Raw genomic sequence first — 22937 nt, forward strand, 5'->3', positions numbered from 1 at the left:
CTCCTCCTCAGCCGGCGGGCGCCACCTCGCCCGTTCCCGGGGCCACGAGGGCGGCGGCCCCGAGGAGCGCAGCGTCGTTGCCGGCTCGCGCGGCCACGACCTCCACCCCGGAGAAGGGCGGCCGGAGCGTCGCCCGGAGGCGCCCGGCCAGCGGATCGAGGAACAGGCGCCCGAGGCCGGCGACTCCCCCGCCGATCACGACCGTGCCGGGGTCGACGGTGACGACGGCGGAGGCGAGGGACTCCCCGAGGTCCTCGGCCGCGACCCGGATGACCTGGGCCGCCACGACGTCCCCGCCGCCGGCCAACCGGCCGATCTCGCGCAGCCCCACACCGCGCCCGGTGAACTCCGCATAGGTGAGCTCGATCCCCGGACCGCTGGCGAACGCCTCGACGTGGTCGACGCCGCCGCACGAGCAGACCCGGCGGCGGGACGCGGGGATGCGCACGTGCCCGACCGACCCGGCCATCCCCGAGGCGCCGCGCTGGACGCGGCCGTCCGCGACCACGGCCCCGCCGATCCCGGTGCCGACGGCGACGAACAGGAAGCGGTCGGGGGCGCCCCCCAGAGCCCGCTCGCCGAGCGCCGCGGCGTGCACGTCGTTGATCACCCGGACCGGGGCGCCGAGCCGCGCGGCGAGACCGCCGGCGGCATCGGTCCCGCACCACCCGGCGAGGTGGTCGGTGGCGTGGACCACGACTCCCCGTTCGTCGAAGGCGCCCGCGCTGCCGACGCCGTAGGCGACGGGCACCGCTCCGGAGCGGACGACGGCCTCCGCGGCGACGGCAGCGGCCGCGTCGAGGATCGCCTCGGCGCCCTCCCGTGCGGGGGTCGGCCGCTCGACGCGGTGGGAGACCCGCCCCGCACGATCGACGATGGCGGCGGCGGTCTTGGTGCCCCCGATGTCGATGCCGACGACGACGCTCATCGCGTGCGCGGCGCCGACGCCGCGAAGCGCCGGGTGATGGCCACCGGGTCGGTGATCGCGCCGCCGACGACCACCGCGAAGGCACCGGCGTCGAAGGCTCGGCGCACCTCCGCGGGCGTCTGGAACCGCCCCTCCGCCAGCACGCGGACCCCGCGGGAGGCGAGCTGCGCGACCAGGTCCACGTCCGGCGCCGGGTCCGCCCGGGAGTACGGGGTGTAGCCGGAGAGGGTGGTGCCGACGATCGCGGCCCCGGCCTCCCACGACCGCAGGCCCTCGTCGAGCGTGGAGACGTCGGCCATGACCGGGCGCAGACCGGCGCTGGCGACCGCGGCCCGCACCCGGGCCGCCACGTCGCCCGCAACCTCCTCCGTCGCGTCGACGGCCACGACGTCGGCCCCGGCGTCGATCAAGGCGACGACCTGCTCGTCGGTGTGGGTGATGATGTTGCGTCGCGGGCCCATCCGCTTGTCGAGGCCGATGATGGGCACCGCGGTCAGCGCGCGGACGGCGGCGATGTCCTCCACGCCGTTGACGCGGAGCGCGACCGCTCCACCCTGCAGGGCGCTCGCGGCGAGACGCGCGATGGTCGGGGTGTCGCGCATCGGCGAGCCCGCCGACGCCTGGCAGGAGACGACCAGGCCGCCCTCGATGGCGGCCAGGATCTCCGTCGTCCGGTCGTCGGTGCGCTCCAGCGCCCCTTCGTCACTACTTGAGTGCGCCAGCACTGATACCCCCTACGAAGTAGCGCTGGAACACGACGAAGAGTGCGAGCGCGGGAACGGTGAACAGGACGGACGCGGCCATCAGCGGCCCCCATTCGACGTTGTGCTCGCCGAAGAACGAGTACAACCCGATGGAGAGCGTGTATTTGGACGCGTCGTTGAGGTAGATGAGCGGGTTCAGGAAGTCGGTCCACGCCCACACGAACTGGAAGATCACGGCGGTGATCAGCGCGGGCCTGGCCTGCGGCAGGACGATCGACCAGTAGATGCGGAACTCGCTGGCACCGTCGATCCGCGCCGCCTGGAGCAGTTCGTTCGGGACCGACATCAGGAACTGGCGGAGCATGAAGATCAGGAACGGGGTGCCGAAGAACGCCGGCGCCACGAGCGGGATGATCGAGTTCGTCGCGCCGAGGCCGTTCCACATCAGGAACAGCGGGATCATGGTCACCTGCGGCGGCAGCATCATGGTCGCCATCACGATGACCAGCAACGGGCGCTGTCCGCGCCACCCGATCTTCGCCAGCGAGTAGGCCACGAGAGGCGACGCGATCAGCATCCCCAGGACCGACAGGGCCGCGATGACGATCGTGTTCCAGAGGTACTGCCAGAACGGGATCTCCTCGAAGACCGCGGCGAAGTTGTCGAGCGTCCACTCCTTCGGCCACAGGGTCGGCGGCGCGCTGAAGATGTCCGCCGGCAGCTTGAACGCCGTGCTGAGCATCGCCAGGAAGGGGAAGACGAACGCCAGCGTCAGCACCCAGACGAGCACGTAGCGCCCGGTGGTGCGTCCGGGGCGACGGCGGCGCAGCCGTGACGCCCGCTGGCCCGTGGGCCGCGGAGCGCCGGCACCGGCGGCCGGCCGGGTCTCAGTCGCGTTCAGAACCATAGTGAACCCATTTCTTCGACGACCAGAGCAGCAGCAGGGTGATGATCAGGGTGATCAGGAAGAGCACCCAGGCCATCGCCGAGGCGTAGCCCATCTTCAGGAAGACGAACGCGTTCTGGTACAGGTACATCGCGTAGCTGATCATCGACTGCCCCGGCCCCCCGCTCGCCTCGTTGAGGCGGGTCTGGGTGAGCAGGTACGGCTGCGTGAAGATCTGCAGGTAGGCGATCACCGTGACGATCACCTGGAACAGCGTGACCGGCGAGATGGTCGGCCAGGTGATGAAGCGGAACCGGCCCCACCATCCGGCGCCGTCGAGCTCCGCGGCCTCGTACAACTCGCTCGGCACGTCCTTGATCGCGGCGAGGTAGATGATCATGGTGCCGCCGATCGTCCACAGGCACATCAGCAGGATGGCCGGCTTGCCCCAGTCGGGCTGCTCCAGCCACTCGGGCTGCGGCAGGTGCAGCACCCCGAGGAAGTAGTTGACGAAGCCGTACTGGGTGTTGAGCAGCCAGCGCCACAGGTAGCCGCCGACCACCACGGGAACGATCGTCGGGAGGTAGACCAGCGCCCGGTAGAGCGGCTGGCCGCGCACCGGCAGGTTGAGGAAGTGCGCTCCGACGATCGAGATGATGATCGTCAGCGGCACCCCGGTCACGGTGAGGAACAGCGTGTTCCAGAGCGCCTTCCAGAACGTGGAGTCGTTGAGCATGTGGGCGTAGTTGTCCAGCCCCACCCAGGAGGGCGCCTGGAACAGGTTGAAGTCGGTGAAGCTGTACCCGGCGGAGGCGAGCACCGGCCACACGATGAACACCGCCGCGCCCACGATGAACGGCGACGCGAACGCCAGACCCAGCAGGGTCTGGCGTCGCGCACCGCGCTTGGCGGTCGTGGCCGTCATCAGTACGACTTCGCCTTGTCCGCCACCGACTGCAGGGCCTTCTCGGGTGTGGCGACTCCGCGCACCACGTCGTCGAAGGCGGTCGCCAGGTCGGTCGAGTACTGCGCGCTGTACGGCTGGCTGGCGAGCGACTTCGCGTTCGGGCTCTTCAGGGCGTTCAGCCAGGAGTCGAAGTGCGGGATGTCGCTGTAGGCCGAGTCCGTCAGCAGGGCGGTCTTCGACGGGAGGTTGCCGAGGGCCAGCGTGAAGTCGGTCATCGGCTTGTCGCTGACCATGTAGGCGAGGAACTTCGCCGCTTCGGCCTTGTGCTTGGAGTTGCTCGGGATGAACAGCGTGCTCGTCGTCACCTGGGTCGTCCCGGCGAGGTCCTGGCTCGCGGCCGGGATGTCGACGACGCCCCAGTTGAGGTTCGGAGCGACCTTGGGGATGTTGACGGCCTGCCATTCACCGTCGACGACCATGGCCTCCTTGCCTGTGTAGAACGGGTCCTGCGCCGACATGTACTGGCCGAGGCCGGAGGTGAACGACGCGATCTTGTCGGCGCCGTAGGTGTCGGTCAGGGTCTTCGTGTACCAGTCGAGCGCCTCCACGTTCCCGGGGTCGGTGGGCGACGGGGTCTTGTTGTCCGTGCCGTCCCAGGTGCCGCCGAACGCGTAGCCGAGAGTGGTGAACAGGGTGGACGCCGACGGGTTGCCGAGGCCGATCTGGGTGATGGCGCCGCTGGCATCGGTGACGGTCAGCTTCTTGACCGCCGCGGCGAGCTCGTCCATCGTGGTCGGCGGCTGCACGCCGGCCTTGTCGAGCAGGTCCTTGTTGTACATCAGCTGCTGGGTGTGCACCGCGATCGGCAGGGCGTACGTCTTGCCGTCGTACTTCATCTGGTCGAGGGAGGCCGGGGCGAACTCGCCGAGGTCGACCTTCTCGGTCTTCAGGTAGTCGTCGAGCGGGGCGAGGATGCCCTTCGACGCCCAGGAGCCGACGGTGTTGCCGAAGTTGTCGGAGATGTCGAAGCTGCCGTTGCTCGACGACATCGAGGTGAGCTGCTTCTGCGCGTCAGGGCTGGAGACGCCGACGACCTTGATGTCGGACTGGCTCGAGTTGAAGTCGGCGATGACCTTCTCGAGCGCCTTCGCCTCCTCGCCGCCCCAGAGGTACGAGAAGGTGATGGTGGTGGGGCCGGACGGTGCGGCTCCGGAGCAGCCGGTGAGGGCGACAGCGGCGGCGGCGACGCTGGTCAGTGCGACGGCGCGCAGCGCGAGCCGTCGTCTGGTGATCCTGGATTCCATGGGGTTCCTTCGGGTGTGAGGGGATTCGGAATGGGATTGCTTGTCAATTGGTGTACTCCATTTATTCGAACGGTGTCAACAGATTCGTCAAAATCAGTGGATACTTGCACTGAGTGGTGCACATCTCCCTAAAATGGTTGTCACCAATCGCATCACCGTTTGTCGACCGATCCGCGGAGGAGAACCATGGCGGAGCAGCACACCAAGTCCGAGCGCCTGCGCCAGCACCTCGTCGAGGTCATCGACCAGGGGCTCGAGCCGCACTCGAAGCTGCCGACCGAGCGCGACCTGGCCAGCGAGTTCGACGTGAGCCGCCTCACCGTGCGCCGCGCGCTCGACCGCCTGGAGCACGAGGGGCTCGTCTACCGGGTGCAGGGCGCCGGGACCTTCGTGGCCGCCCCGCGGATCACGAAGTCGGTGGAGCTGACCTCGTTCAGTGAGGACATGCGCGCCCGCGGCCTCGAGCCTGGGTCGTCGGTGCTGGTCACCGAGACCATCCCGGCCGGAGCCCGGCTGGGCGCGAAGCTGCGGGTCAGCCCGTCCGACGACGTCTTCCACATCCGCCGCGCGCGCACCGCCGACGGCGAGCCGATGGCACTCGAGGACTCCTACCTGAACCCCAAGCTGTTCCCCGGACTGATCGACAACGTCGGCGGCGAGTCGCTCTACCGCATCCTGGAGACCGAATACGGGATGCGCATCGAATGGGCGGAGCAGAGCATCCACGCCAGCGTGCTCGAACCGGACGAGGCGGCGCTGCTGGGCGCACCGCCGTTCTCCCCCGCCTTCTACGTGACCCGCACCAGCTTCGACGCGCAGGACCGCGCGGTCGAGTACGCCGAGTCGACCTACCGCGGCGACCGGTACCACTACGAACTCCAGATCCATCGCTCGCGCTGAGCGGTCCGTCATCCGCGCTGAGCAGAGGAGCCCCATGCGCATCGCCCTCGTCCCCCTCGACGAACGCCCGGTCAACGTCGACCTCCCCCGTCAGGTCGCGGCCATCGCCGGCGCCGACCTGCTGCTGCCGCCGCCGGAGGCGATGCCCGACTTCCGCGCACCGGCCGACGTCACGGCGCTGCACGGCTGGCTGCGCGACCTGGCCGGCTCGACCGGAGACGATCGGCCCGACCGGCTCGTGGTGTGCATCGACACCCTCGTGCACGGCGGGATCATCCCGGCCCGGATCACGACCGACAGCACCACCACCGCGCTGGAGCGGCTGGATCTGCTGCGGGAGCTGAAGGCCGCGGCCTCTGAGCTGAGGATCACCGCCGCCTCGCTGATCATGCGGGCGAGCGACTCGTACTCGGCGGTCGAGGAGCCGGGATACTGGAGCGACTACGGCCGCGACTTGCACACCCTCGGCGGCGCCCTCCACCATGCACTGGAGGCGGATGTCACCGGCGGCGAAGCGGCGGCAGCGGCACCACGGACCCCCGTGCCCGACGACGTGCGCAGCGATTTCGAGCGACGGAGGCTGCGCAACCATACGATCAACCTCGCGGCCCTCACTCTCCACGAGGAGCGCACCGTCGAGACGCTCACGCTGACCGCCGACGACACCGCGCCGTACTCCGCCGGGTCGGCGGAGCAGGTCTGGCTGCGGCACTGGGCGCGCGCCCTCCCCCGCGGCCACGAGGTGCTGATGTACCCGGGCGCCGACGAGGTGGGGGCCGTGCTGGTCGCGCGCGCCCTGGCCTCCGGTGTCGGCGTCCCCGTCTGGCGCATCGAGTGCGGTGAGACGGACGGTCTCGACCGGGTGCCCAACTTCGAGAACGCTCCGCTGCGCGACAGCCTCACCCGGCAGATCGTCGCCGCGGGTGGCCGCGTGGCCGCCCCGGGCGAGACCGCGGACCTCGTGGTGGTCGCCCACGCTCCCGACCCGGCGCGGGGCGACTTCTTCGGATCGCGGCCGGACTCCGACCCGGCCGCCACCGACGGCGCGGTCGCCGCGGTCCGCGCCGCACTCGACAGCGGGGCGATCGTCGCGCTGGCCGATGTGCGGTTCAGCAACGGCGGCGACCCCGACCTGGTCGACCGCCTCTCCGCCGATGGACTGCTCCTGCGGCTGGCCTCGTACGGCGGCTGGAACACCGCGGGCAACTCGATCGGCGGGGCCGTCGCCCAGGCCACCGCGCTCTGGGTCGGCCGCACGCTCGGCACGGCCGACGAGGTCGCGCTGAGGGAGGCGCTGCTGACGCGCATCCTGGACGATCGGGCGTACCAGAGCGGCACCCGGCTCGCCATGCACGATGCCGAGTTCGGCGGGAGCATCGGTCCGGTCGACGCGGCAGCGCAGGAGGCCGCGGTCGCCCGCATCACGCAGGAGCTGGGCGCTTACCTCGCCGGCATCCTGCCCCCGGGCGAGACCTGGCGGCTCGACGGCGTGACGCTGCCGTGGCGGCGCAGCTTCGAGATCGGCGTGAGACTGAGCGCGTCGTAATGGTGTGAACCATTCTTCGGCGAGACCCTTCGATTAAGGGTTTCCATTGCTTAAACGTTCGTAAGTGGTGTACACCATTAACGCGATCGGCACCGTCGCCGAGATCGCACCACCCATCGAAGGAGTAGGCATGAGTCATCGCACTTCGCACCGCCTCGCCGCCCTGATCGCCGGAGCGGCCCTCGCCGCCGCGCTGGCCGTCCCCGCGACCGCGGCATCCGCTGCGCCCACCTGCACCACCACCCCGCGCATCGACGGCAGCTTCATCCAGCCGGCGCTCGTGGACGGCTGGACCTCGACGCAGCTCGCGTCGGAGTTCACCACCCTCACCAACGCCTGCATCACGAGCCAGGTCATCCAATGGACCGCCGACACCAAGGCGTCGACGACCATCTATCCGAGCAGCCTCAGCGGGTACACCCAGAACACGTCGACGGACGTCGTCTCACGGGTGCTCACCGCCGCCGACAGCGCCGGCGTCTCCGAGTACCTCGGGCTCCAGACGAACGACGACTGGTGGAACACCTATGCGAACTCGACCAGCTGGTTGAACGCCGAGGCGACCAAGGCGAACGCCCTCGCCGACGACCTCTACGCGAAGTACGGGTCGCACACGTCCTTCGCCGGCTGGTACCTGCCATTCGAGGTCGACAACTGGAACTTCACCTCGACCGCCTCCTGGAGCGCGATGTCGACGTTCTACACGACGATCGCCAACCACCTCCACGCCCTCACCCCGGGCAAGCCGGTGATCATCAGCCCGTTCTTCAACACGGCGGGCGGCCAGACCAGCAGTCAGTGGACCACGATGTGGTCCAGCATCCTCGCCTCCGCCCCCATCGACGTCATCGCACTGCAGGACGGCGTCGGCGCCGGCCACGCCACGACCGGGCAGCTGGCCACGTGGTTCGCGGCCACGAAGAGCGCGATCACGAGCGCACGCCCTGCCACGAAACTCTGGGCCGACAGCGAGACGTTCAACCCGGACTTCACGCCGATGTCGATCAGCCAGCTCGTCGCGGACCTCACCGCCGTGGCGCCCTACGTGAGCAAGACGCTGTCGTTCTCGTACGACCACTACCAGAGCCCGCTCGTCGTGCCGGCGGTGTACGACACGACCTACCGCAACTACCTGTCGACGGGCACGGTGGAGACGTCCGCGCCGACGACTCCCACCGGCCTCACCGCGAGCGCCGGAGGGGTGACATCCGTGAACCTGAGCTGGGCCGCCTCCACCGACAACATCGGCATCGCCGGCTACCGTCTCTACCGCGACGGCGCGCTTGTGAAGGTGATCCAGGGGGCCGGGACGACGTTCACCGACGCCGGGCTCAGCCCGTCGACCGCGTACAGCTACAAGCTGGCCGCATTCGACGCCGCAGGCAACGCCTCGGGGCAGAGCACCGCGGCGAGCGCCACCACCTCGGCAGCCCCCGCCGCCAACCCGCTCGTGTCTTCTGGCAAGAGCTACACCGCGTCCCTCGCGGCGGACGCGAGCTACCCCGACACCGGCGGGACCGAGCTCACGAACGGCGTGACCGCCTCCACGAGCTATGCCGACGCCGCATGGCAGGGCCGCAACACCGGGAGCCCGTACAGCTTCACCATCGATCTCGGCGCGACGAAGACCATCACCCAGGTGGGAACGTCCTGGCTGCAGACGAAGTCGCTGTACATCTTCCTCCCGTCGAGCATCCAGGTGTCCGTGTCCACGACCGGTGCGAGCTTCACACCGCTGGTGACCATGCCCGCTCCGAACGTCAGCGACGCCGACCAGCGCTACACCTACGCCTCCTACGGCCTGTCCGGCTCCGGGCGGTACGTGCGGTTCACCGTCACCCCGGCGAGCAGTGCGTGGTCGTTCGTGGACGAGGCGACCGTGCGCGGATTCTGATCCGCCGAGGTTCACGTCGTTGCGCCCCCAGCACGGGAATGACCGCGACGACGTGAACCTCGCTGCGCATATTCGTCTACTTGTCTGAGGACTTGTGATAAGATCGGGTCGTGTTTCGCCTCGAATCCCTCCTTCTTCGCCGCCACGACGGGGTCTAGCCGACCGGCTCCCCGTCGTGGCCGCTGGGCTGTGCCGGTCGCCTCCGACCCGCCTCGACGAAGGATCGACCCATGACCAGCACCTCGTTCCCCCGCCTCTCCACTCCCGCCGGCCCCGTCCCGGCGGACGCCCCCGCCTGGAACCGCCAGCGCGGCTCGCAGATGCCCTCCCACCGCTACCGCGACGTCTTCTCCCGCGTCGACGTGCCTCTCGTGCAACGGGACTGGCCGACGCGGCGCCTCACCCACGCGCCGCTCTGGGTGCCTGTCGACCTGCGCGACGGCAATCAGGCCCTCGCCGAGCCGATGGACCCGGCCCGCAAGAAGCGGTTCTTCGAGCTGATGCTGGCGATGGGCTACAAGGAGATCGAGGTCGGCTACCCCTCGGCGTCGCAGACCGATTACGACTTCGTACGGCTGCTCGCCGAGACGGGCCTCGCACCGGAGGACGTGACCATCGTCGTGTTCACGGCGGCACGGCGCGACCTCATCGAGCGCACCGTGGCGTCGGTGCGCGGACTCCGCAACCCGGTCGTCATCCATCTCTACACCGCGACCGCGCCGATCTGGCGGGATGTCGTGCTCGGTCACGGCCGCGACGCCCTGACCGACCTGATCGTCGCCGGCGGCCGGGACGTGCTCGAGTTCTCCGCCGACCTCCCCGACGTGCGCTTCCAGTTCTCGCCCGAGGTGTTCACCCTCACCGAGCCGGACTACGCGCTGGAGGTCTGCGACGCGATGACCGAGCTGTGGGAGGCGAGCCCGGAGCGGCCCGTCATCCTGAACCTGCCCGCCACCGTCGAGATCGCGACCCCCAACGTGTACGCCGACCAGATCGAGTACATGCACACGAACCTCGCGCGGCGCGACGGCGTCATCCTCTCGGTGCACCCGCACAACGATCGCGGCACCGGGGTGGCCTGCGCCGAGTTGGCGGTGCTTGCGGGGGCCCAGCGCGTCGAGGGCTGCCTGTTCGGCAACGGCGAGCGCACCGGCAACGTCGACCTCGTGACGCTCGCCCTCAACTTGCACGCGCAGGGCGTGGACCCGATGATCGACTTCTCCGACATCGACGAGATCCGCCGCACGGTCGAGCACGCCAACCGGCTCGAGGTGCACCCCCGTCACCCGTATGTCGGCGACCTGGTGCACACCGCGTTCAGCGGCACCCACCAGGACGCGATCCGCAAAGGCTTCGCCGAGCACCGCGCCCGGGCCGCCGCCGAAGGGCGACCGGAGGCGGAGATCGACTGGCGCGTCCCGTACCTCCCGGTCGACCCGGCGGATCTCGGCCGCGGCTACGATGCCGTGATCCGCGTCAACTCGCAATCCGGCAAGGGCGGCATCGCCTTTCTGCTCGAGTCCGGCTACGGCATCGAGCTGCCCCGCCGGCTGCAGATCGACTTCGCCCGGCACGTCCAGCGCCACACCGACGCCAGTGGCGACGAAGCGACGCCCGAGCACCTGTGGACGCTGTTCCGTCAGACTTACCTCGCCGCGGACGACGCGACGGTCGAACTGGTGGGCTGCTCCACCGTTGAGGGCGCCGGGCAGGCCCGCACGTCCGTGACCGTCCGCGTCCACGGGGACCTGCGCACCACCACGCATGACAGCGTCGGACCGATCGAGGCGCTGGCCGAGGCCCTCGCCGCCCACGGCCACCCCGTGGAGGTGCTGAGCCTGCACCAGACGAGCATCGGTGCGGGCGCCGACAGCCAGGCGCTCACCCTGATCGAGTACCGAGACGGCGCCGCGATCCGCTGGGCCGCCGGGGAGGACCGGTCCGTGCTGACGGCCGGGCTCGCGGCTCTGGTCGCGGCGGCGGCCGGCATGGCGAGGGCCGGCATGGCGAAGGCCGGCATGGCGAAGGATCGAGGCGCCGCTACGTCACCGGCCGGATGAGTGGGACCGGGTCGGCACGGTAGCCGCGGGTCGCCTCTTCGTAGGTGGTGTGCCTGCGCTTCGGCTGCGAATCCGCGGGAGGCGGAACAGGAGTGTGGCTGAGCGCGTGGAGCACCAGCTGTTCGACCAGCTGGGCAGCGGTCGAGTTCCGGTTCTGCGCGATGCGGAGCAGCGCTGCGTACTGGGGTTCGCCGAGGTGGATGCGCAGCGGGATGCCCCCGGGCGCGTGGCCGGGACCGAGCGTGGTGGGGCCCGTGATGTCTGCTTCGGTCATCCTCGGATCATGCGCCCGGTGACCAGTGTGCGTCGAGTGACGGTTTATATGCCTTAACTAGCTAATCGACCGTTGCCGCGAGACGGTCCGTGGGTGGATGATGCAGCCCTGCGGCGCAGAAGATCGATGCCGGCCGTCTCCGCCTCGTCGATCGGCGGGACCGGTGTCATGTCGGCCGACCACAGGGGGTGGCCGGCCGGCACCTGCGGCGCGGCCTCCCGGGTGGCCGGCGGATCACACGACGGTCAGTCCGTCGGCGCGATGACGAGGCTCCGGATCAGCCCGTCGCGGAGCCCGAAGGTCATCGGGCCGGTGCCGTTGTAGCCGTCGCCGGTCACGGTCAGGTCGACGATCACCGTGTCCTCCGCCGCCCGCCGCCAGCCCACCACCTCGAAGCGGCTGTGCACGCCGATGTTGTCCGTGCGATCCCACGACCGCACGCCCTCGTGGCCGTGGAACACACGGCCCCAGTCGTTCAGCTCGGCGTCGGCGGTGAACGCGGCCGCGAAGGCGTCGGAGTCGCCGTCGTTGGTGGCGCGGACGAACTCCGCGATCGGGGCGGGCAGCTGCTTGTCGGTGATGATGCTCCTTCGGTTCGAGGCCGTCGATCGCTCCGATCGTAGCGGCGGCTCCCTCCTCCCGCCCCCGCCGTTCGTGGTGTGCACGCGCCCGATATCCGTACTCGCCCGGATGGTGCGGCGCACCCTCCCGGTCGTAACGTGTGCCCCGTCAACGCCGACGACCGCCGACGCTGCATTCCCGGAATGGAGCTGGACATGGGCTGGACCACACGCAACCTCACCCGCGAGTTCGGAGCGCCCCGCGCGTTCTCCGCACCCGCCGCCTACCTGTTCGCCGCCGAGCGTACCCGGCACGTCATCTACCGTGAGCTCGGCGACGGCTCCGGGACCACGGGGCACCTCATCGAGCTCTACTGCGGCGCCGATGATGTCTGGCACGCGAAGGACATCACCGACGAGGCCGGCGCGCCCACGGCGACCACCGACCCGTCCGCCTATGTCTTCGACAGCGAAGGCAGTCAGCACGTCGTCTTCCTCAGCGGGGACGACGGTCGCATCCACGAGCTCTACCAATCCGACGGCTGGCACCACACCGACCTGATGGACGCGTCCGCGACCGTCGTGCGCGCGACCGACGCTCCCCAGGGCTGGGCGTCGTCCCACTACGGCACGCAGCACGTGGTGTTCCGCGACCTGTACCGCGCCGTGCACCTGTTGAGCCGGGGCACGGGCGAGGACGCCTCCTGGGTGCAGCGCACCCTCACCGCCGCCACGGGTCCGCATGCGGCCACCGCGCCCGCCGGGTACGCCTTCGATGCCGCGCAGACGCAGCACATCACGCTGGTCGGCGACGATCAGCTCTTCTACGAGTACGTCATGACGAACGGGACCTGGGGCGCGCCGCACGACCTCGGCGTGAACGTGGGAGCCTCGCACGACACGCTGCCGCATCCCACCGGCTACGCGTTCGCTGGCGACGGCAGCCGGCACCTGCCCTGGCAAGGGCAGGACCGGGACATCCACGAACTGTCGTTCGCCGCCGGTTCCTGGACGCGCGTCGACCTGACCAGCGAGCTGGGCGCGCCGCAGCCGCGGGAAGGCCTCGCTCCGGCCGGCTACGCGTTCGAATCGAACCCGGCCGTCCCGATCGGCACCCGCCACGTGATCCACACGGGGAGCGACGGACTCGTCCACGAGTTCTGGAACGACCCTTCCGGCTGGCACGCCGACCCGCTGACCGGCGGCGAGGGATCCTTCCCCGCCGCGTCGGCGCCCGCCGCGTTCGCCGACCCCGCCTCCGCGACGCAGAACGTCTTCTACGTCTCCGACGCGAACGAGGTCATCGAGCTGCGCTACTCCCCCGGCCGGTTCACGCGCCCGGCGCACCTGGCGAGCGGTCACACACGCATCCACGAGGCGCTCTGAGGCGGGGCCATCATCCACTTGGCACGACACGCCGTCCGGGCAGGAGCGCCGACGGCGTGTCGTGACAAGCGGTCGCGTTCCGGCGGCGCCGCCGCCGGGCCGCCTGACTACTTCTTCTTGTCACCCTTCTTGTCGTCGATGATCCCGCCGATGAGGCCGCCGATCTGACCGCCGAGCACTCCCCCGGCCGGGCCGCCGAGGAGCGCACCGAGCCCCGCGCCGATCCCTGCGAGGGCGCCTCCGTAGCTCACCCGGTAGACCACGACGGTCGGCGCACCCCCGTCGTCACCCGGATCGACCTCGAAAGCGCCGAGGGTCGCGCCCGCGACCACGAGCGCGATCGGCGACGTGGCGAGGTTCGCGGCCATCCGGTCGTGGATCTCCCGCGCGTGGAAATAGGCACGCGTGACGTCCCCCTTGTCGTGGCTCGCCTCCATCACGTGCCGATAGAGCTGGACCAGGGTCTCGATCTCCTCGGCCGTGATCAGCCCCGCCTCGTGCAGCCGCCGGAGCACTTCCGTCTGCTCCGCGACGAAATCGCCCTTGCTCGCCTCGATGATCCGGCGCGTCTCGGCTCTCGCCGCCCGCATCCCGTCCGTCATCCCGATCACAGTGTGCGCTGTCATGTCCATCGTCCGCCTCCTCGATGAGTGTGTTCCGTCTGATGGCGGCCACAGTCAAGCACTCCGGAGGTGGGATGGGGATGGGGGTGCGCACGGTTTCGAAGTGCGCACGGTTGCGCAGTGCGTGGGGCTATGCGGCGCCCGCCAGGTGGACGATTCCGTTCACCAGGGCGACGGCGGCGCCGGCGAAAGCGATCACGATCACGGCGATGCGCGCCCAACGGACCGCGAGACGGCGGGCGGCGACGGTGCCGACGGCCACGCCCGCGACCAGGGAGACGACTGCGCCTCCCCATCCGACGGCTCCGAGGTCCGGCAGCGCTCCCGGGGCGATGACGAGTTTCGCGATCACGGAGGCGAGGCCGACCGTGGCGAAGTACGGCTGGAGGGTGGCCGCGAACGAGCGGTGCGGCCACCTGCTCAGGATGCCGTAGGCGCTGACGGCCGGGCCACCGACACCGGCGGCCGCGTTCATCAGCCCCGACACGAACCCCGCCGCGAGGCGGGGCGCGGGTCCGCTGACCGTGACGGGAAGGCGCGCCATCAGGAGGGACGCCGTGAGCGAGAGGATCAGCACGCCCCCGATCACCGTCTCCAGCACGGCGGGGTCCACGCGCGTCGCGAGCAACGCACCGGGGACCACTCCCACCACCGCCGCGGACGCGAGCCAGGCGTAGGCCCGCGGATCGACGTCCCGCCACACCGAGACCAGGACGATCGTCGCGGAGACGATGCTCGCGAGGTTCACCAGCATCACCCCGTCGAACGGCCCGAGCAGCAGGACGAGGAACGGGGACACGACGAGTGCGAAGCCCATCCCCGTGACCCGTTGCGCCACCGCACCGACGAACATCGCACCGCAGACGACGAGGATCTCCGCCGTCGTCATGCGGACGACGCGGCGGACGACGCCATGGCGATGTCGACTCGCTGGGATCGGCCCGCGTACGCGTCGATCAGGAGGTCGACCAGCCGGCGGTTGTCGACCCGCGTCGCGACTCGGATCGGACGCACCGGGTGCGGGATCCGCAGACCGACGTGGAGGCGCAGATTGTCCTCTGTCCACCACACCGCGCGGCCGCGGGTCAGCGATCCGGAGAGCTCGACGTCGACGATCCGCTCCTCGTACTCGACCAGATCCGGCTCGATCAGGAGGGCGACCGTCAGCGGATCGTGCAGCAGGCAGCCATCGATGCGCCGCCACGCGGCGGCGTAGTCGATCCAGGGGCGGGTCGTCTCGAGCACGTACTCCGCCACCGGCCCCCGGACGCCCCGCAGACGATCGAGGTCGGCGTGGGTGAACAGCGTCTGGGATGTCGTGTCCAGCGGCACCAGGGTGATCGGCGCGCCGCTGGCGAGCACGAGGTGAGCGGCCTCCGGATCGATACCGAAGTTCAGCTCCTGGAGGAACCCGGGAACATCGAACGCTCCGCCCATGATCACGAGCTCACGGACGAGTTCCGGGAGCCGAGGCTCGAGTTCGAGGGCCATCGCGATGTTGGTCAGCGGACCGATGGCGACGATGGTGTACTCGCCGGGCGCCGCCCGGAGCAGCTCGACGATGCGCACGGCGGCATCGGGCAGCCCCGGCTCGGCTCGGCCCGGACGGCGCACGGTGCTCCACGCGTCGACCACGTCGGGTCGCGACTCGTTCGCGTCCTGTCGGTCCCGCCACCGGTTCGGCGGCTCGACGAGTGCCCTCTCGGCGCCCGCGTGGACGGGGACCTCCAGACCGAGCCGGGTGACGAAGTCCCGTGCGACCGCGAACCCGACATCGCGATGCGTGTTGCCCGACACCACTGTGATCGCGTCGAGGGAGAACAGATCGGGGCGCGCGGCGGCGAGGGCGAGAGCGAGACCGTCGTCCACATCGGCGGCGGGCATGCCGTTGCCGGGGTCGCAGTCGATGATCAACCGCCGGATCTCCCGAGGCGGCCGGCCGCTCATTCCTTGCTCCCCGACGAGGCGAGGGAACCGGTGAACTGGCGTTGGAAGACCAGCAGCAGCACGAGCGGCACGGCCGCCGTGAGGATCGCCGCCGCGAACATCTGTCCGAAGTCCACACCCGACTCCTGGGCGAAGTCGGCGATGGCGACCGGCGCGACCCGCGAGTCGGGCGACGGTGCGATCAGGAGCGGCCAGAGGAACGATTGCCACTGGAACACGAACAGGATGAGACCGGCACCGACGAGAGACGCTCGCGAGAGCGGCAGGTAGATCCGTCGGTAGATGCCGAACCAGCTGAGCCCGTCCATCCGCGCCGCCTCCGCGAGGGAGTAGGGGATGTTGAGGAAGAACTGTCGCAGTAGGAAGATCGACAGCCCGTTCCCGATCGCGGGGAGCACCAGTCCGACCAGAGTGTTCTGCAGGTTCCAGTCGCGGAAGGTGTTGGCGAGCGGGATGGCGATCGCTTCGAACGGCACGAGGAAGCTGACCACCATGACGGCGAAGACCGCGCTGCGGCCCGGGAAGTCGAGCACAGCGAGGGCGAAGGCCGCGAGGGACGACACCACCAGCCCGAGCACGACGCTGAAGAACGCGACGATGACCGAGTTGATGAGCGAGCGGGTGAAATCGCTGTCGAGGACCGCCGCGTAGTTGTCCAGCGAGACGCTCGACGGCCAGATGGTCGCCAGGCTGAACGGCGACAGGTGCGCGAAGATCTCGCTGCTCGGCCGGAGCGAGGAGATCAGCGCCCAGAGCAGGGGCAGGATGGACAGGACCGCGACGGGGACGGCGATGAGGAGGGCGAGGCGGCCCGAACGCCGCTGGCGCGGAGTGGCGATGGTGTCGGACATGTCAGTCCTTTCCGGGGAGCAGGCGGAACTGGACGCCGACGACGCAGACAACGATCAACACGAGGACGATGGTCGCGGCCGCTGCTCCGGCGGGATCGGCGAGCGTGTAGGCACGCTCGAAGATGAAGTTCATGATGAGGTTCGTCGACCCTTGAGGACCGCCCTGGGTGAGGATGCGCACCGGGGCGAACACCAGGAAATTCGCCACGGTGTCGGCCACCAGGACGAACAGGAGCGGTCGGCGCAGGCCGGGCAGCGTGATGTACAGGAACTGCTGCCAGCCTCCGGCGCCGTCGAGCTCTGCCGCCTCGTAGAGACTGGCCGGAATGTCCTTGATCCCGGCGACGAGGAACGTCATCCAGTAGCCGACGCCGACCCAGGTGCAGATGATCATGATCGACAGCAGGGCGGTGTCCGGACTCACGAGCCACGGCACGGGTGCGATGCCGAGGCTCTCCAGGATCCCGTTGAGCGGGCCGTCCGGCCGGAACAGCACCCCCCAGACGATGGCGGAGACGATCTGCGGCACGGCGATCGGGAGCAGGATGAGCGTGCGCCAGATCCCGACGCCGGGAACCCGCTTGGTCAGCACCACGGCGAGCCAGAGCGCGAGCGCGATCTGGATCGGGTTGATGATGATCGCGAACAGCAGCGTCACCTTGAGGGCGTTGACGAAAGCCGGGTCGGTGAACACGTAACCGAAGTTCGCGAAGGTGAACGACCCCACCCGGTTCGTGAGGGAGGTGCCGACGGCCTGGACGGTCGGGATGATGCGGAGGATGAGCAGCCCGATGATCGCGGGGAGCAGGAAGGCGGCGGCGGTGAGCCACACCCGCACGCGGGCGGCCCGGCGGGAGCGGGCGCGGGAAGGGGATGCGGCGGCGTTCCGGGCGCGCGGCATCGCAGAAGTCTGAGACACGATTGTCCTTAGGGGGAGGCCAGGGTGACGCTGCGGGGCCGGCGGACGTCGCCGGCCCCGCGCGCTGTCACTTGTACTGGGCGAGCTGCCGCTCGAGCGCGCTCTGGGCGTCGCTCAGGATGGAACCGACGTCGCCGCCGGACCGGATGTCCGCGAACGCCTTGTTCACGACCGTCTCGAAGTCGGCATAGCCGATCGAGGAGGGGCGACGGGCGGCGTGCTCGTCGGAGTCGGTGGTCAGCACGTTGCCGTACTGCGTCGTCTCCTCCGGGGCCACGCCGTCGATGTAGTGGATGTACTTCGGGTACGCCTTCTGGTTGACCGGCGGGAGGTTGAACTTGGTCGAGGTGCCGACCGCCGCGTCGCTGTCGAGCGAGAGGTATCGGGCGAACTCCTGCGCCGCCTCCTTGTGCTGGCTGTAGGCGCTCACTCCGACCGCCCACGAGTCGGTCGGGGTGACGACCTTTCCGCCCTCCTGGTACGGGAGCGGCGCCATCCCCCACTTGTCCGCGAGGGCGCTCTTCTGCAGGTCGGTGATGCGCGCCGGGCCGGCGATGTAGAAGGCGACCTTGCCCGATTTGAACAGATCGGGCATCTGCGCCGACTGGATGCCCTTCGGCGACAGCCCGTCGGAGTAGAGGGCCTTGTACCAGTCGCCGAACTTCTTCCAGTCGGTGGTGTCGACCGCAGGGGTCAGGTTCCCGCTGCCCGAGAGGCCGGTTCCGGCCCCCATCGACATCAGCACGGGCTGGAGGGCGTAGTAGGCGTCGACCTGCTCGAACGCGAAACCGTACTGGGCCCCGGCGCTCTGCGCCTTCTTCGCGGCGTCGAGCGTCTGCTCCCAGGTCCAGCGGCTCGCATTGTCGGCGCCGGGAGCGGTGACACCCGCCGCGGCGAGGAGGTCCTTGTTGTAGAACAGGAAGTTGTCGCTCGTCCACAGCGGGTACGCCCACTGCTTGTCGTTCCACGTGACGGACTTCACGCCGCCCGCGGTCAGGTCCTCCTTCATCGTCTTCGCGTCGGAGGACACATCGGCGAGGAAGCCCTTCTGCACCATCGAGGGCAGACGGGGCGGGTCGACCGCGATCAGGTCGATGGAGGTGTCCTTCGACCCGAGGCGGGCCTGGGTCTGTGCGGCGATCTCGGTGAACGGGATGACCTGGAGGTCGACCGTGATGCCGGGATGGTCCGACTCGAAGGACTTGATGACGTCGTCGTAGACGCCCTGGTGCGGGGTGACGAAGGTGATGGTCTGGGTTCCGGTGGAGCCCGATCCCGATCCTCCGCCGGCCGTGCAGCCGGCTGTGAGCGACATCGCCGCGGCGGCGACGACGGCGCCCGCGACTCTGACGGTTCGATTCATGCTAGGTTCCTCTTTCGGTGGGGACTGCCAGGCGTCTTCAGTGTTCGCCAACTCGGTCGGCGCCTGGTGGTTCTCATTCTTCGGATAGGGACAGCCGCAGGAGCGGCGTCGGACGAGCTGCATCTCACAGGTGAGGTGCTTGATCTCGCCCGCGTCCATGGGACGCGCGAGGGCCACGGCGTGGCGTGCGATCTCATGGAACGGCTGGGTGACCGTGGTCAGTGGAGGGGTGCTGAAGCGCGACTCGTCCGTCCCGTCGAACGAGATCAGCGCGACGTCCTCCGGGACGCGGATGCCGTGCTCGGCGGCGGCCGCCAGCAGGCCGATCGCCTGCTGCTCGCTCGCGACCAGCACCGCATCCGGCACATCGGCGGCGAAGAGCGCGGTCCCGGCCGCATAGCCGCCCGCACGCGTGAACGGCGCCTGCACGAGAAGGTCGTCCCCGTTGGGCAGGCCGGCGGCTTTGAGCGCCTTGCGCCATCCGCCGATCCGCTCGACCGCAGTGAACAGGGCGGAGGGGCCGGCGACCGTCGCGATCCGGCGGTAGCCGTGGCCGATCAGGTGCTCCGTGGCGATCACGGCACCCTCGAAGTTGTCGACGACGACGGACGCGACGCCGAGCGTGGGATCGTAGCGGTCGAGGACGACGACGGGGGTCCCCTCGTCGAGCGCGGCCTCCACGTGTGCGTGGTGACCGACGCCGACGTAGAGCAGGCCGTCGACGCGTCGCCCGATGAAGCTGTCGATCAGCCGGGCCTCGCGCTGCCCGCTCTCGGCGGAGTTGCCGAGCAGCAGGACGCGGCCTGTGGCGAAGACCTCGTCCTCGATGGCCCGCGCGAGGGCGGCGAAGAAGGGGTTGGAGATGTCGGGGACGACCAGCCCGAGCACGCCGGACGACCCGGACGCGAGCGCCTTGGCGATCGTGTTGGGGCGGTACCCGGTGGATTTGATGGCCGCGAGGACGCGCAACCGCGTCTCCTCGGCGACCGGACGCGGTCCGTTGTTGACGACGTAGCTGACGACGGCCTCCGACGTTCCCGCCGCGCGCGCGACATCGCCGCGGGTGACCCGCTTGGCGCTCATGCCGACGCTCCCGCGGAATCGAGCCGGCGCTCGACCTCGTCGGCGGACGCGTAGGACTCCGCCGCACCCGGTCGGGCGACGGAGAGCGACGCCGCAGCGGAGGCCCACACCATCGCCTCCGGCAGGTCCGCGCCGCGCGCGAGCCGCGCGCAGAGCGAGCCGACGAAGGAGTCGCCCGCGCCTGTGGTGTCGACGACCGCTTCGGCACGGAATCCGGGCACCGACCACGTCTCACCGCCCCGCGCCGCGATGGCGCCTGCGGCGCCGAGGGTGATGACCACCGACCGGGAGACGGCGGCCAGCGCGTGCAGGATCTCGATGTGCCCGCGCGCATCCGATCCGCGTCTCGCGGCGATGTCGGCCGCTTCGTGCTCGTTCACCACGAGCGGGTCGGCCTGAGCCAGCACTTCGTCCGGAAGGTCGACGACCGGGGCGAGGTTGAGCACGAAACGGGAGCCGCTGCTCGTGGCGCTGAGCGCCGCCTGCACGATCGCCGCCGCGGGGATCTCCCCCTGGGTCAGGACGACGGGAGCCGAGAGCCCCCGGGCGAAGGCGCGGGCGACGGACTCGGCCCCGAGCCGGGCATTGGCGCCCGCATCGACGATCACGTAGTTCTCCCCGTGGGCATCCACCGCGATCGAGGCGGTACCGGTGGCGGCACGCGGATCGCGCTCGACCGCGGCCGTGCGCACGCCGAACGCCGTCAGAGCGTCGACGGCCTCGGCACCGGCGGCATCCGCACCCGTCGTGGCCACGAACTCCACCAGGATGCCGGCCCGCGCGGCCGCGACCGCCTGGTTCGCCCCCTTGCCTCCGAGCCCGCGGCGCCCGGCGACAGCCGTGACCGTCTCGCCCGGGAGGGGGAACCGCTCGACGAAGGCGAAGCGGTCCTCGTTCACCGAGCCGATCACGAGCAGGTCCGCGGCGGTGCGGTCGGGCGACGGGTGCTCGTTCATCGGGTCCTCTCTGACGGGAAGTGAGACGAATCTACGCGCATTGTCTACGCGCGTCAACTCGGTGTCTCGAACTCCCCAGGACGCCGCTCGGAGGACGCGGCGACCTGCGCCGCTACCTCCGCCGGCCGGGCACGATCGCGACCGCGAGCGGCACGACGGAGGCGATCATCAGGACCGTGCCGAGCACGGCGTCCTGCGGATGGAGGATCGCCCCGGCGACGAGCACGCCGGCGAACACCACCGCCGCGACGAGCCGCCGGGCGGTGCGTTCCAGGCGCTCGACCCGCCGTTCGAGGCGGGGTGAGGACACCGCGATGGTGCCGTCCTCGACCCGGTCGATGAGGGAGTCGACCCGTTTGGGCAGCCGCCAGGCCACGCCCGCGATGGCGAGCGCCTCCTTCGCGAAGTCCTGGACGACGTTGCCGCGTTCATCGCGCAGCAACTGCTGCGCGTACGGCTCCACCGAATCCCACAGGTTGAACTCGGAGTCGAGCGCACTGCACACACCCGAGGTCAGCGACATCGCGCGCACGATGAGGAGGAAGTTCTCCGGCAGCTGAAACGGCAGCGCGCGCACCACGTCGCCGAACTGCCGGCCGAAGTCACGGAACTCGCGCGGGTCCACCTCGCGCAGCTCAGCGAAGCCCATCCCGCCGAAACGGGCGAACAGCTGGGTCATCGCCTGCTCCAGCTGCGACGTGTCGGCGGAGGGCAGCAGCACGCCGACGTCGCGCATCGCGTCGACCAGCCCCTTCCCGTCGCGGGAGGCCGCAGCGATCAGCAGCTTGCGCAGGCCGGTCCGCAGCGTGGTCGGCACCTCGCCCATCATGCCGAAGTCGATGAACGTGAGCCGCCACGGGCGCTCCCCCTCGGCGGCGCCGGGGAGCGGCGAGACGAAGATGTTGCCCGGATGCGGGTCGGCGTGGAAGAACCCGTTCGTGAAGAGCTGGTCGAACATCACGGCGGCGAACACCGGCGCGACCTCGGCGGGGTCGATGCCCGCGGCGCGCAGGGACACCGCGTCGGTGATCTTGATCGCGGTCACATCCTCGAGGGTGAGCACGCGGCGCGTGGTCCGCTCCCAGGCGACCGCCGGAACCGCCACCCGGCCGTCGGCGGCGAAGTCCTCCGCGAACCGTTCCGAGCTCGCCGCCTCGTGCAGGTAGTCGATCTCCTCCAGGCTGGTCCGGGCGAACTCCTCGACCAGCTCCGGCGCGTCGACGCGGTCGGAGACCAGCCGCACGTGACTGAGCCAGCGCCCGACGCGGCGCAGCGCGGACAGGTCCACCTCGACGATCGCGCCGATCCCGGGTCGCTGCACCTTGATCACGACCGCCTCCAGCCCGGTCTCCTCGGCGTCCTGGGCCGAGAGCCGCGCCCGGTGCGCCTGACCGAGGGAGGCCGCGGCGACGGGAGTCTCGTCGACCCAGGCGAACGCCCGCTTCAGCGGCACGCCCAGCTCGGACTCGGCGAGCGCGCGGATCGCCGGGAACGGCACCGCGGGGACCTCGTCCTGCAGCCCTTCGAGCTCCGCCGTGATCTCCGGCGGGAGCACGTCGAGCCGCGACGACATGAACTGGCCGACCTTGATCATCAGGCCGCCAAGGTCGACCGCGAGCACGTGGAAGCGCTGCGCGAAGCGCTGCATCCGCTTCGACCGGGTGCGTTCGGCGATCCGCGCCAGCCCGATCCGGGGCAGCAGCAGCTCGTACCACCAGGTGACCGCGAGATTCCAGCCGGCGAAGCGCAGGATGCGGCGGTAGCGGCGGCGGGTGTCCCCCGCCGCCGCCCCGTCGGCCTCCGTGCGCGCCGGTTCGCCGCCCTCCGGGCGAACGGACGTCACCCC

At 70.2% G+C, this 22937-nt stretch carries 20 protein-coding genes; 5 read left to right on the forward strand and 15 right to left on the reverse strand.

All coding sequences use genetic code 11. The annotated features are described in order from the left end of the window. Positions 1-7: 7 nt before the first annotated feature. From U870_RS0107780 to U870_RS0107800, 5 genes are read right to left on the reverse strand one after another with little or no spacing between them, the layout of a single operon-like run. Positions 8-928: an ROK family protein gene (locus U870_RS0107780; protein WP_025156841.1), complete on the reverse strand. Its 921-nt coding sequence runs from the start codon at positions 926-928 to the stop codon at positions 8-10. Next, on the reverse strand, positions 925-1653 hold the full coding sequence (locus U870_RS0107785) for an N-acetylmannosamine-6-phosphate 2-epimerase (protein WP_025156842.1): 729 nt from the start codon (positions 1651-1653) through the stop codon (positions 925-927). The genes U870_RS0107780 and U870_RS0107785 overlap by 4 nt, the downstream gene beginning before the upstream one ends. Then, complete coding sequence (locus tag U870_RS0107790; RefSeq protein WP_025156843.1) at positions 1634-2539, reverse strand: carbohydrate ABC transporter permease; 906 nt, start codon at positions 2537-2539, stop codon at positions 1634-1636. The genes U870_RS0107785 and U870_RS0107790 overlap by 20 nt, the downstream gene beginning before the upstream one ends. Then, a complete protein-coding gene (locus U870_RS0107795) occupies positions 2520-3443 on the reverse strand; it encodes a carbohydrate ABC transporter permease (protein WP_025156844.1) in 924 nt (307 codons plus the stop codon). The genes U870_RS0107790 and U870_RS0107795 overlap by 20 nt, the downstream gene beginning before the upstream one ends. After that, complete coding sequence (locus U870_RS0107800) at positions 3443-4729, reverse strand: ABC transporter substrate-binding protein (protein ID WP_025156845.1); 1287 nt, start codon at positions 4727-4729, stop codon at positions 3443-3445. Before U870_RS0107800 ends, U870_RS0107795 begins: the two co-directional genes overlap by 1 nt. A 186-nt stretch (positions 4730-4915) precedes the next feature. On the opposite strand from U870_RS0107800, the gene U870_RS0107805 reads away from it, so the two are divergent. The 4 genes from U870_RS0107805 (at position 4916) to U870_RS0107820 (ending at position 11129) form a co-directional block, all read left to right on the forward strand. Continuing rightward, complete coding sequence (locus U870_RS0107805) at positions 4916-5629, forward strand: GntR family transcriptional regulator (protein ID WP_025156846.1); 714 nt, start codon at positions 4916-4918, stop codon at positions 5627-5629. A gap of 34 nt (positions 5630-5663) precedes the next feature. Then, positions 5664-7175, forward strand: coding sequence for a DUF4127 family protein (locus tag U870_RS0107810; protein ID WP_025156847.1), 1512 nt, complete (start codon positions 5664-5666; stop codon positions 7173-7175). 130 nt (positions 7176-7305) lie between these two features. Further along, a complete protein-coding gene (locus U870_RS0107815) occupies positions 7306-9069 on the forward strand; it encodes a DUF4434 domain-containing protein (protein ID WP_025156848.1) in 1764 nt (587 codons plus the stop codon). 230 nt (positions 9070-9299) lie between these two features. Continuing rightward, the gene (locus U870_RS0107820) at positions 9300-11129 is read left to right on the forward strand and encodes a 2-isopropylmalate synthase (protein ID WP_025156849.1); all 1830 of its coding nucleotides are present in this window, start codon (positions 9300-9302) and stop codon (positions 11127-11129) included. Here the strand turns inward: U870_RS0107820 and U870_RS0107825 are convergent. Continuing rightward, on the reverse strand, positions 11110-11403 hold the full coding sequence (locus U870_RS0107825; protein ID WP_025156850.1) for a hypothetical protein: 294 nt from the start codon (positions 11401-11403) through the stop codon (positions 11110-11112). The two genes, U870_RS0107820 and U870_RS0107825, sit on opposite strands and share 20 nt — an antisense overlap. 245 nt (positions 11404-11648) lie before the next feature. Continuing rightward, entirely contained in the window at positions 11649-12068 is a 420-nt protein-coding gene (locus tag U870_RS24815) for a nuclear transport factor 2 family protein (RefSeq protein WP_240183653.1), read from the reverse strand. 111 nt (positions 12069-12179) lie between these two features. Between U870_RS24815 and U870_RS24820 the strand changes: the two genes are divergently transcribed. Beyond that, positions 12180-13349 (forward strand): hypothetical protein, encoded by a 1170-nt coding sequence (locus tag U870_RS24820; protein ID WP_025156852.1) that lies wholly within the window; start codon positions 12180-12182, stop codon positions 13347-13349. 107 nt (positions 13350-13456) lie between these two features. On the opposite strand, the gene U870_RS0107840 is transcribed toward U870_RS24820, so the two are convergent. The 8 genes from U870_RS0107840 to U870_RS0107875 form a co-directional block, all read right to left on the reverse strand. Beyond that, complete coding sequence (locus tag U870_RS0107840; RefSeq protein WP_162819106.1) at positions 13457-13975, reverse strand: hypothetical protein; 519 nt, start codon at positions 13973-13975, stop codon at positions 13457-13459. A gap of 127 nt (positions 13976-14102) precedes the next feature. Beyond that, positions 14103-14861, reverse strand: coding sequence for a sulfite exporter TauE/SafE family protein (locus U870_RS0107845; RefSeq protein WP_025156854.1), 759 nt, complete (start codon positions 14859-14861; stop codon positions 14103-14105). After that, positions 14858-15919 (reverse strand): nucleoside hydrolase, encoded by a 1062-nt coding sequence (locus U870_RS0107850; RefSeq protein ID WP_025156855.1) that lies wholly within the window; start codon positions 15917-15919, stop codon positions 14858-14860. Before U870_RS0107850 ends, U870_RS0107845 begins: the two co-directional genes overlap by 4 nt. Continuing rightward, the gene (locus U870_RS0107855; RefSeq protein ID WP_025156856.1) at positions 15916-16770 is read right to left on the reverse strand and encodes a carbohydrate ABC transporter permease; all 855 of its coding nucleotides are present in this window, start codon (positions 16768-16770) and stop codon (positions 15916-15918) included. Before U870_RS0107855 ends, U870_RS0107850 begins: the two co-directional genes overlap by 4 nt. A 1-nt stretch (position 16771) precedes the next feature. Continuing rightward, positions 16772-17671 carry a carbohydrate ABC transporter permease gene (locus tag U870_RS0107860; RefSeq protein ID WP_025156857.1) on the reverse strand — a complete coding sequence of 300 codons (900 nt, stop codon included), beginning with the start codon at positions 17669-17671 and terminating at the stop codon, positions 16772-16774. Between the two features lie 85 nt (positions 17672-17756). Further along, positions 17757-20135 (reverse strand): extracellular solute-binding protein, encoded by a 2379-nt coding sequence (locus U870_RS23605; RefSeq protein ID WP_025156858.1) that lies wholly within the window; start codon positions 20133-20135, stop codon positions 17757-17759. Then, positions 20132-21091 carry a PfkB family carbohydrate kinase gene (locus U870_RS0107870; protein WP_025156859.1) on the reverse strand — a complete coding sequence of 320 codons (960 nt, stop codon included), beginning with the start codon at positions 21089-21091 and terminating at the stop codon, positions 20132-20134. The genes U870_RS23605 and U870_RS0107870 overlap by 4 nt, the downstream gene beginning before the upstream one ends. 112 nt (positions 21092-21203) lie before the next feature. After that, positions 21204-22934, reverse strand: a complete 1731-nt coding sequence (locus U870_RS0107875) for an ABC1 kinase family protein (RefSeq protein ID WP_025156860.1) — start codon at positions 22932-22934, stop codon at positions 21204-21206. Between the last annotated feature and the right edge of the window lie 3 nt (positions 22935-22937).

The sequence above is a fragment of the Leifsonia aquatica H1aii genome, assembly GCF_000633535.1.
Lineage (GTDB): Bacteria > Actinomycetota > Actinomycetes > Actinomycetales > Microbacteriaceae > Leifsonia > Leifsonia aquatica_A.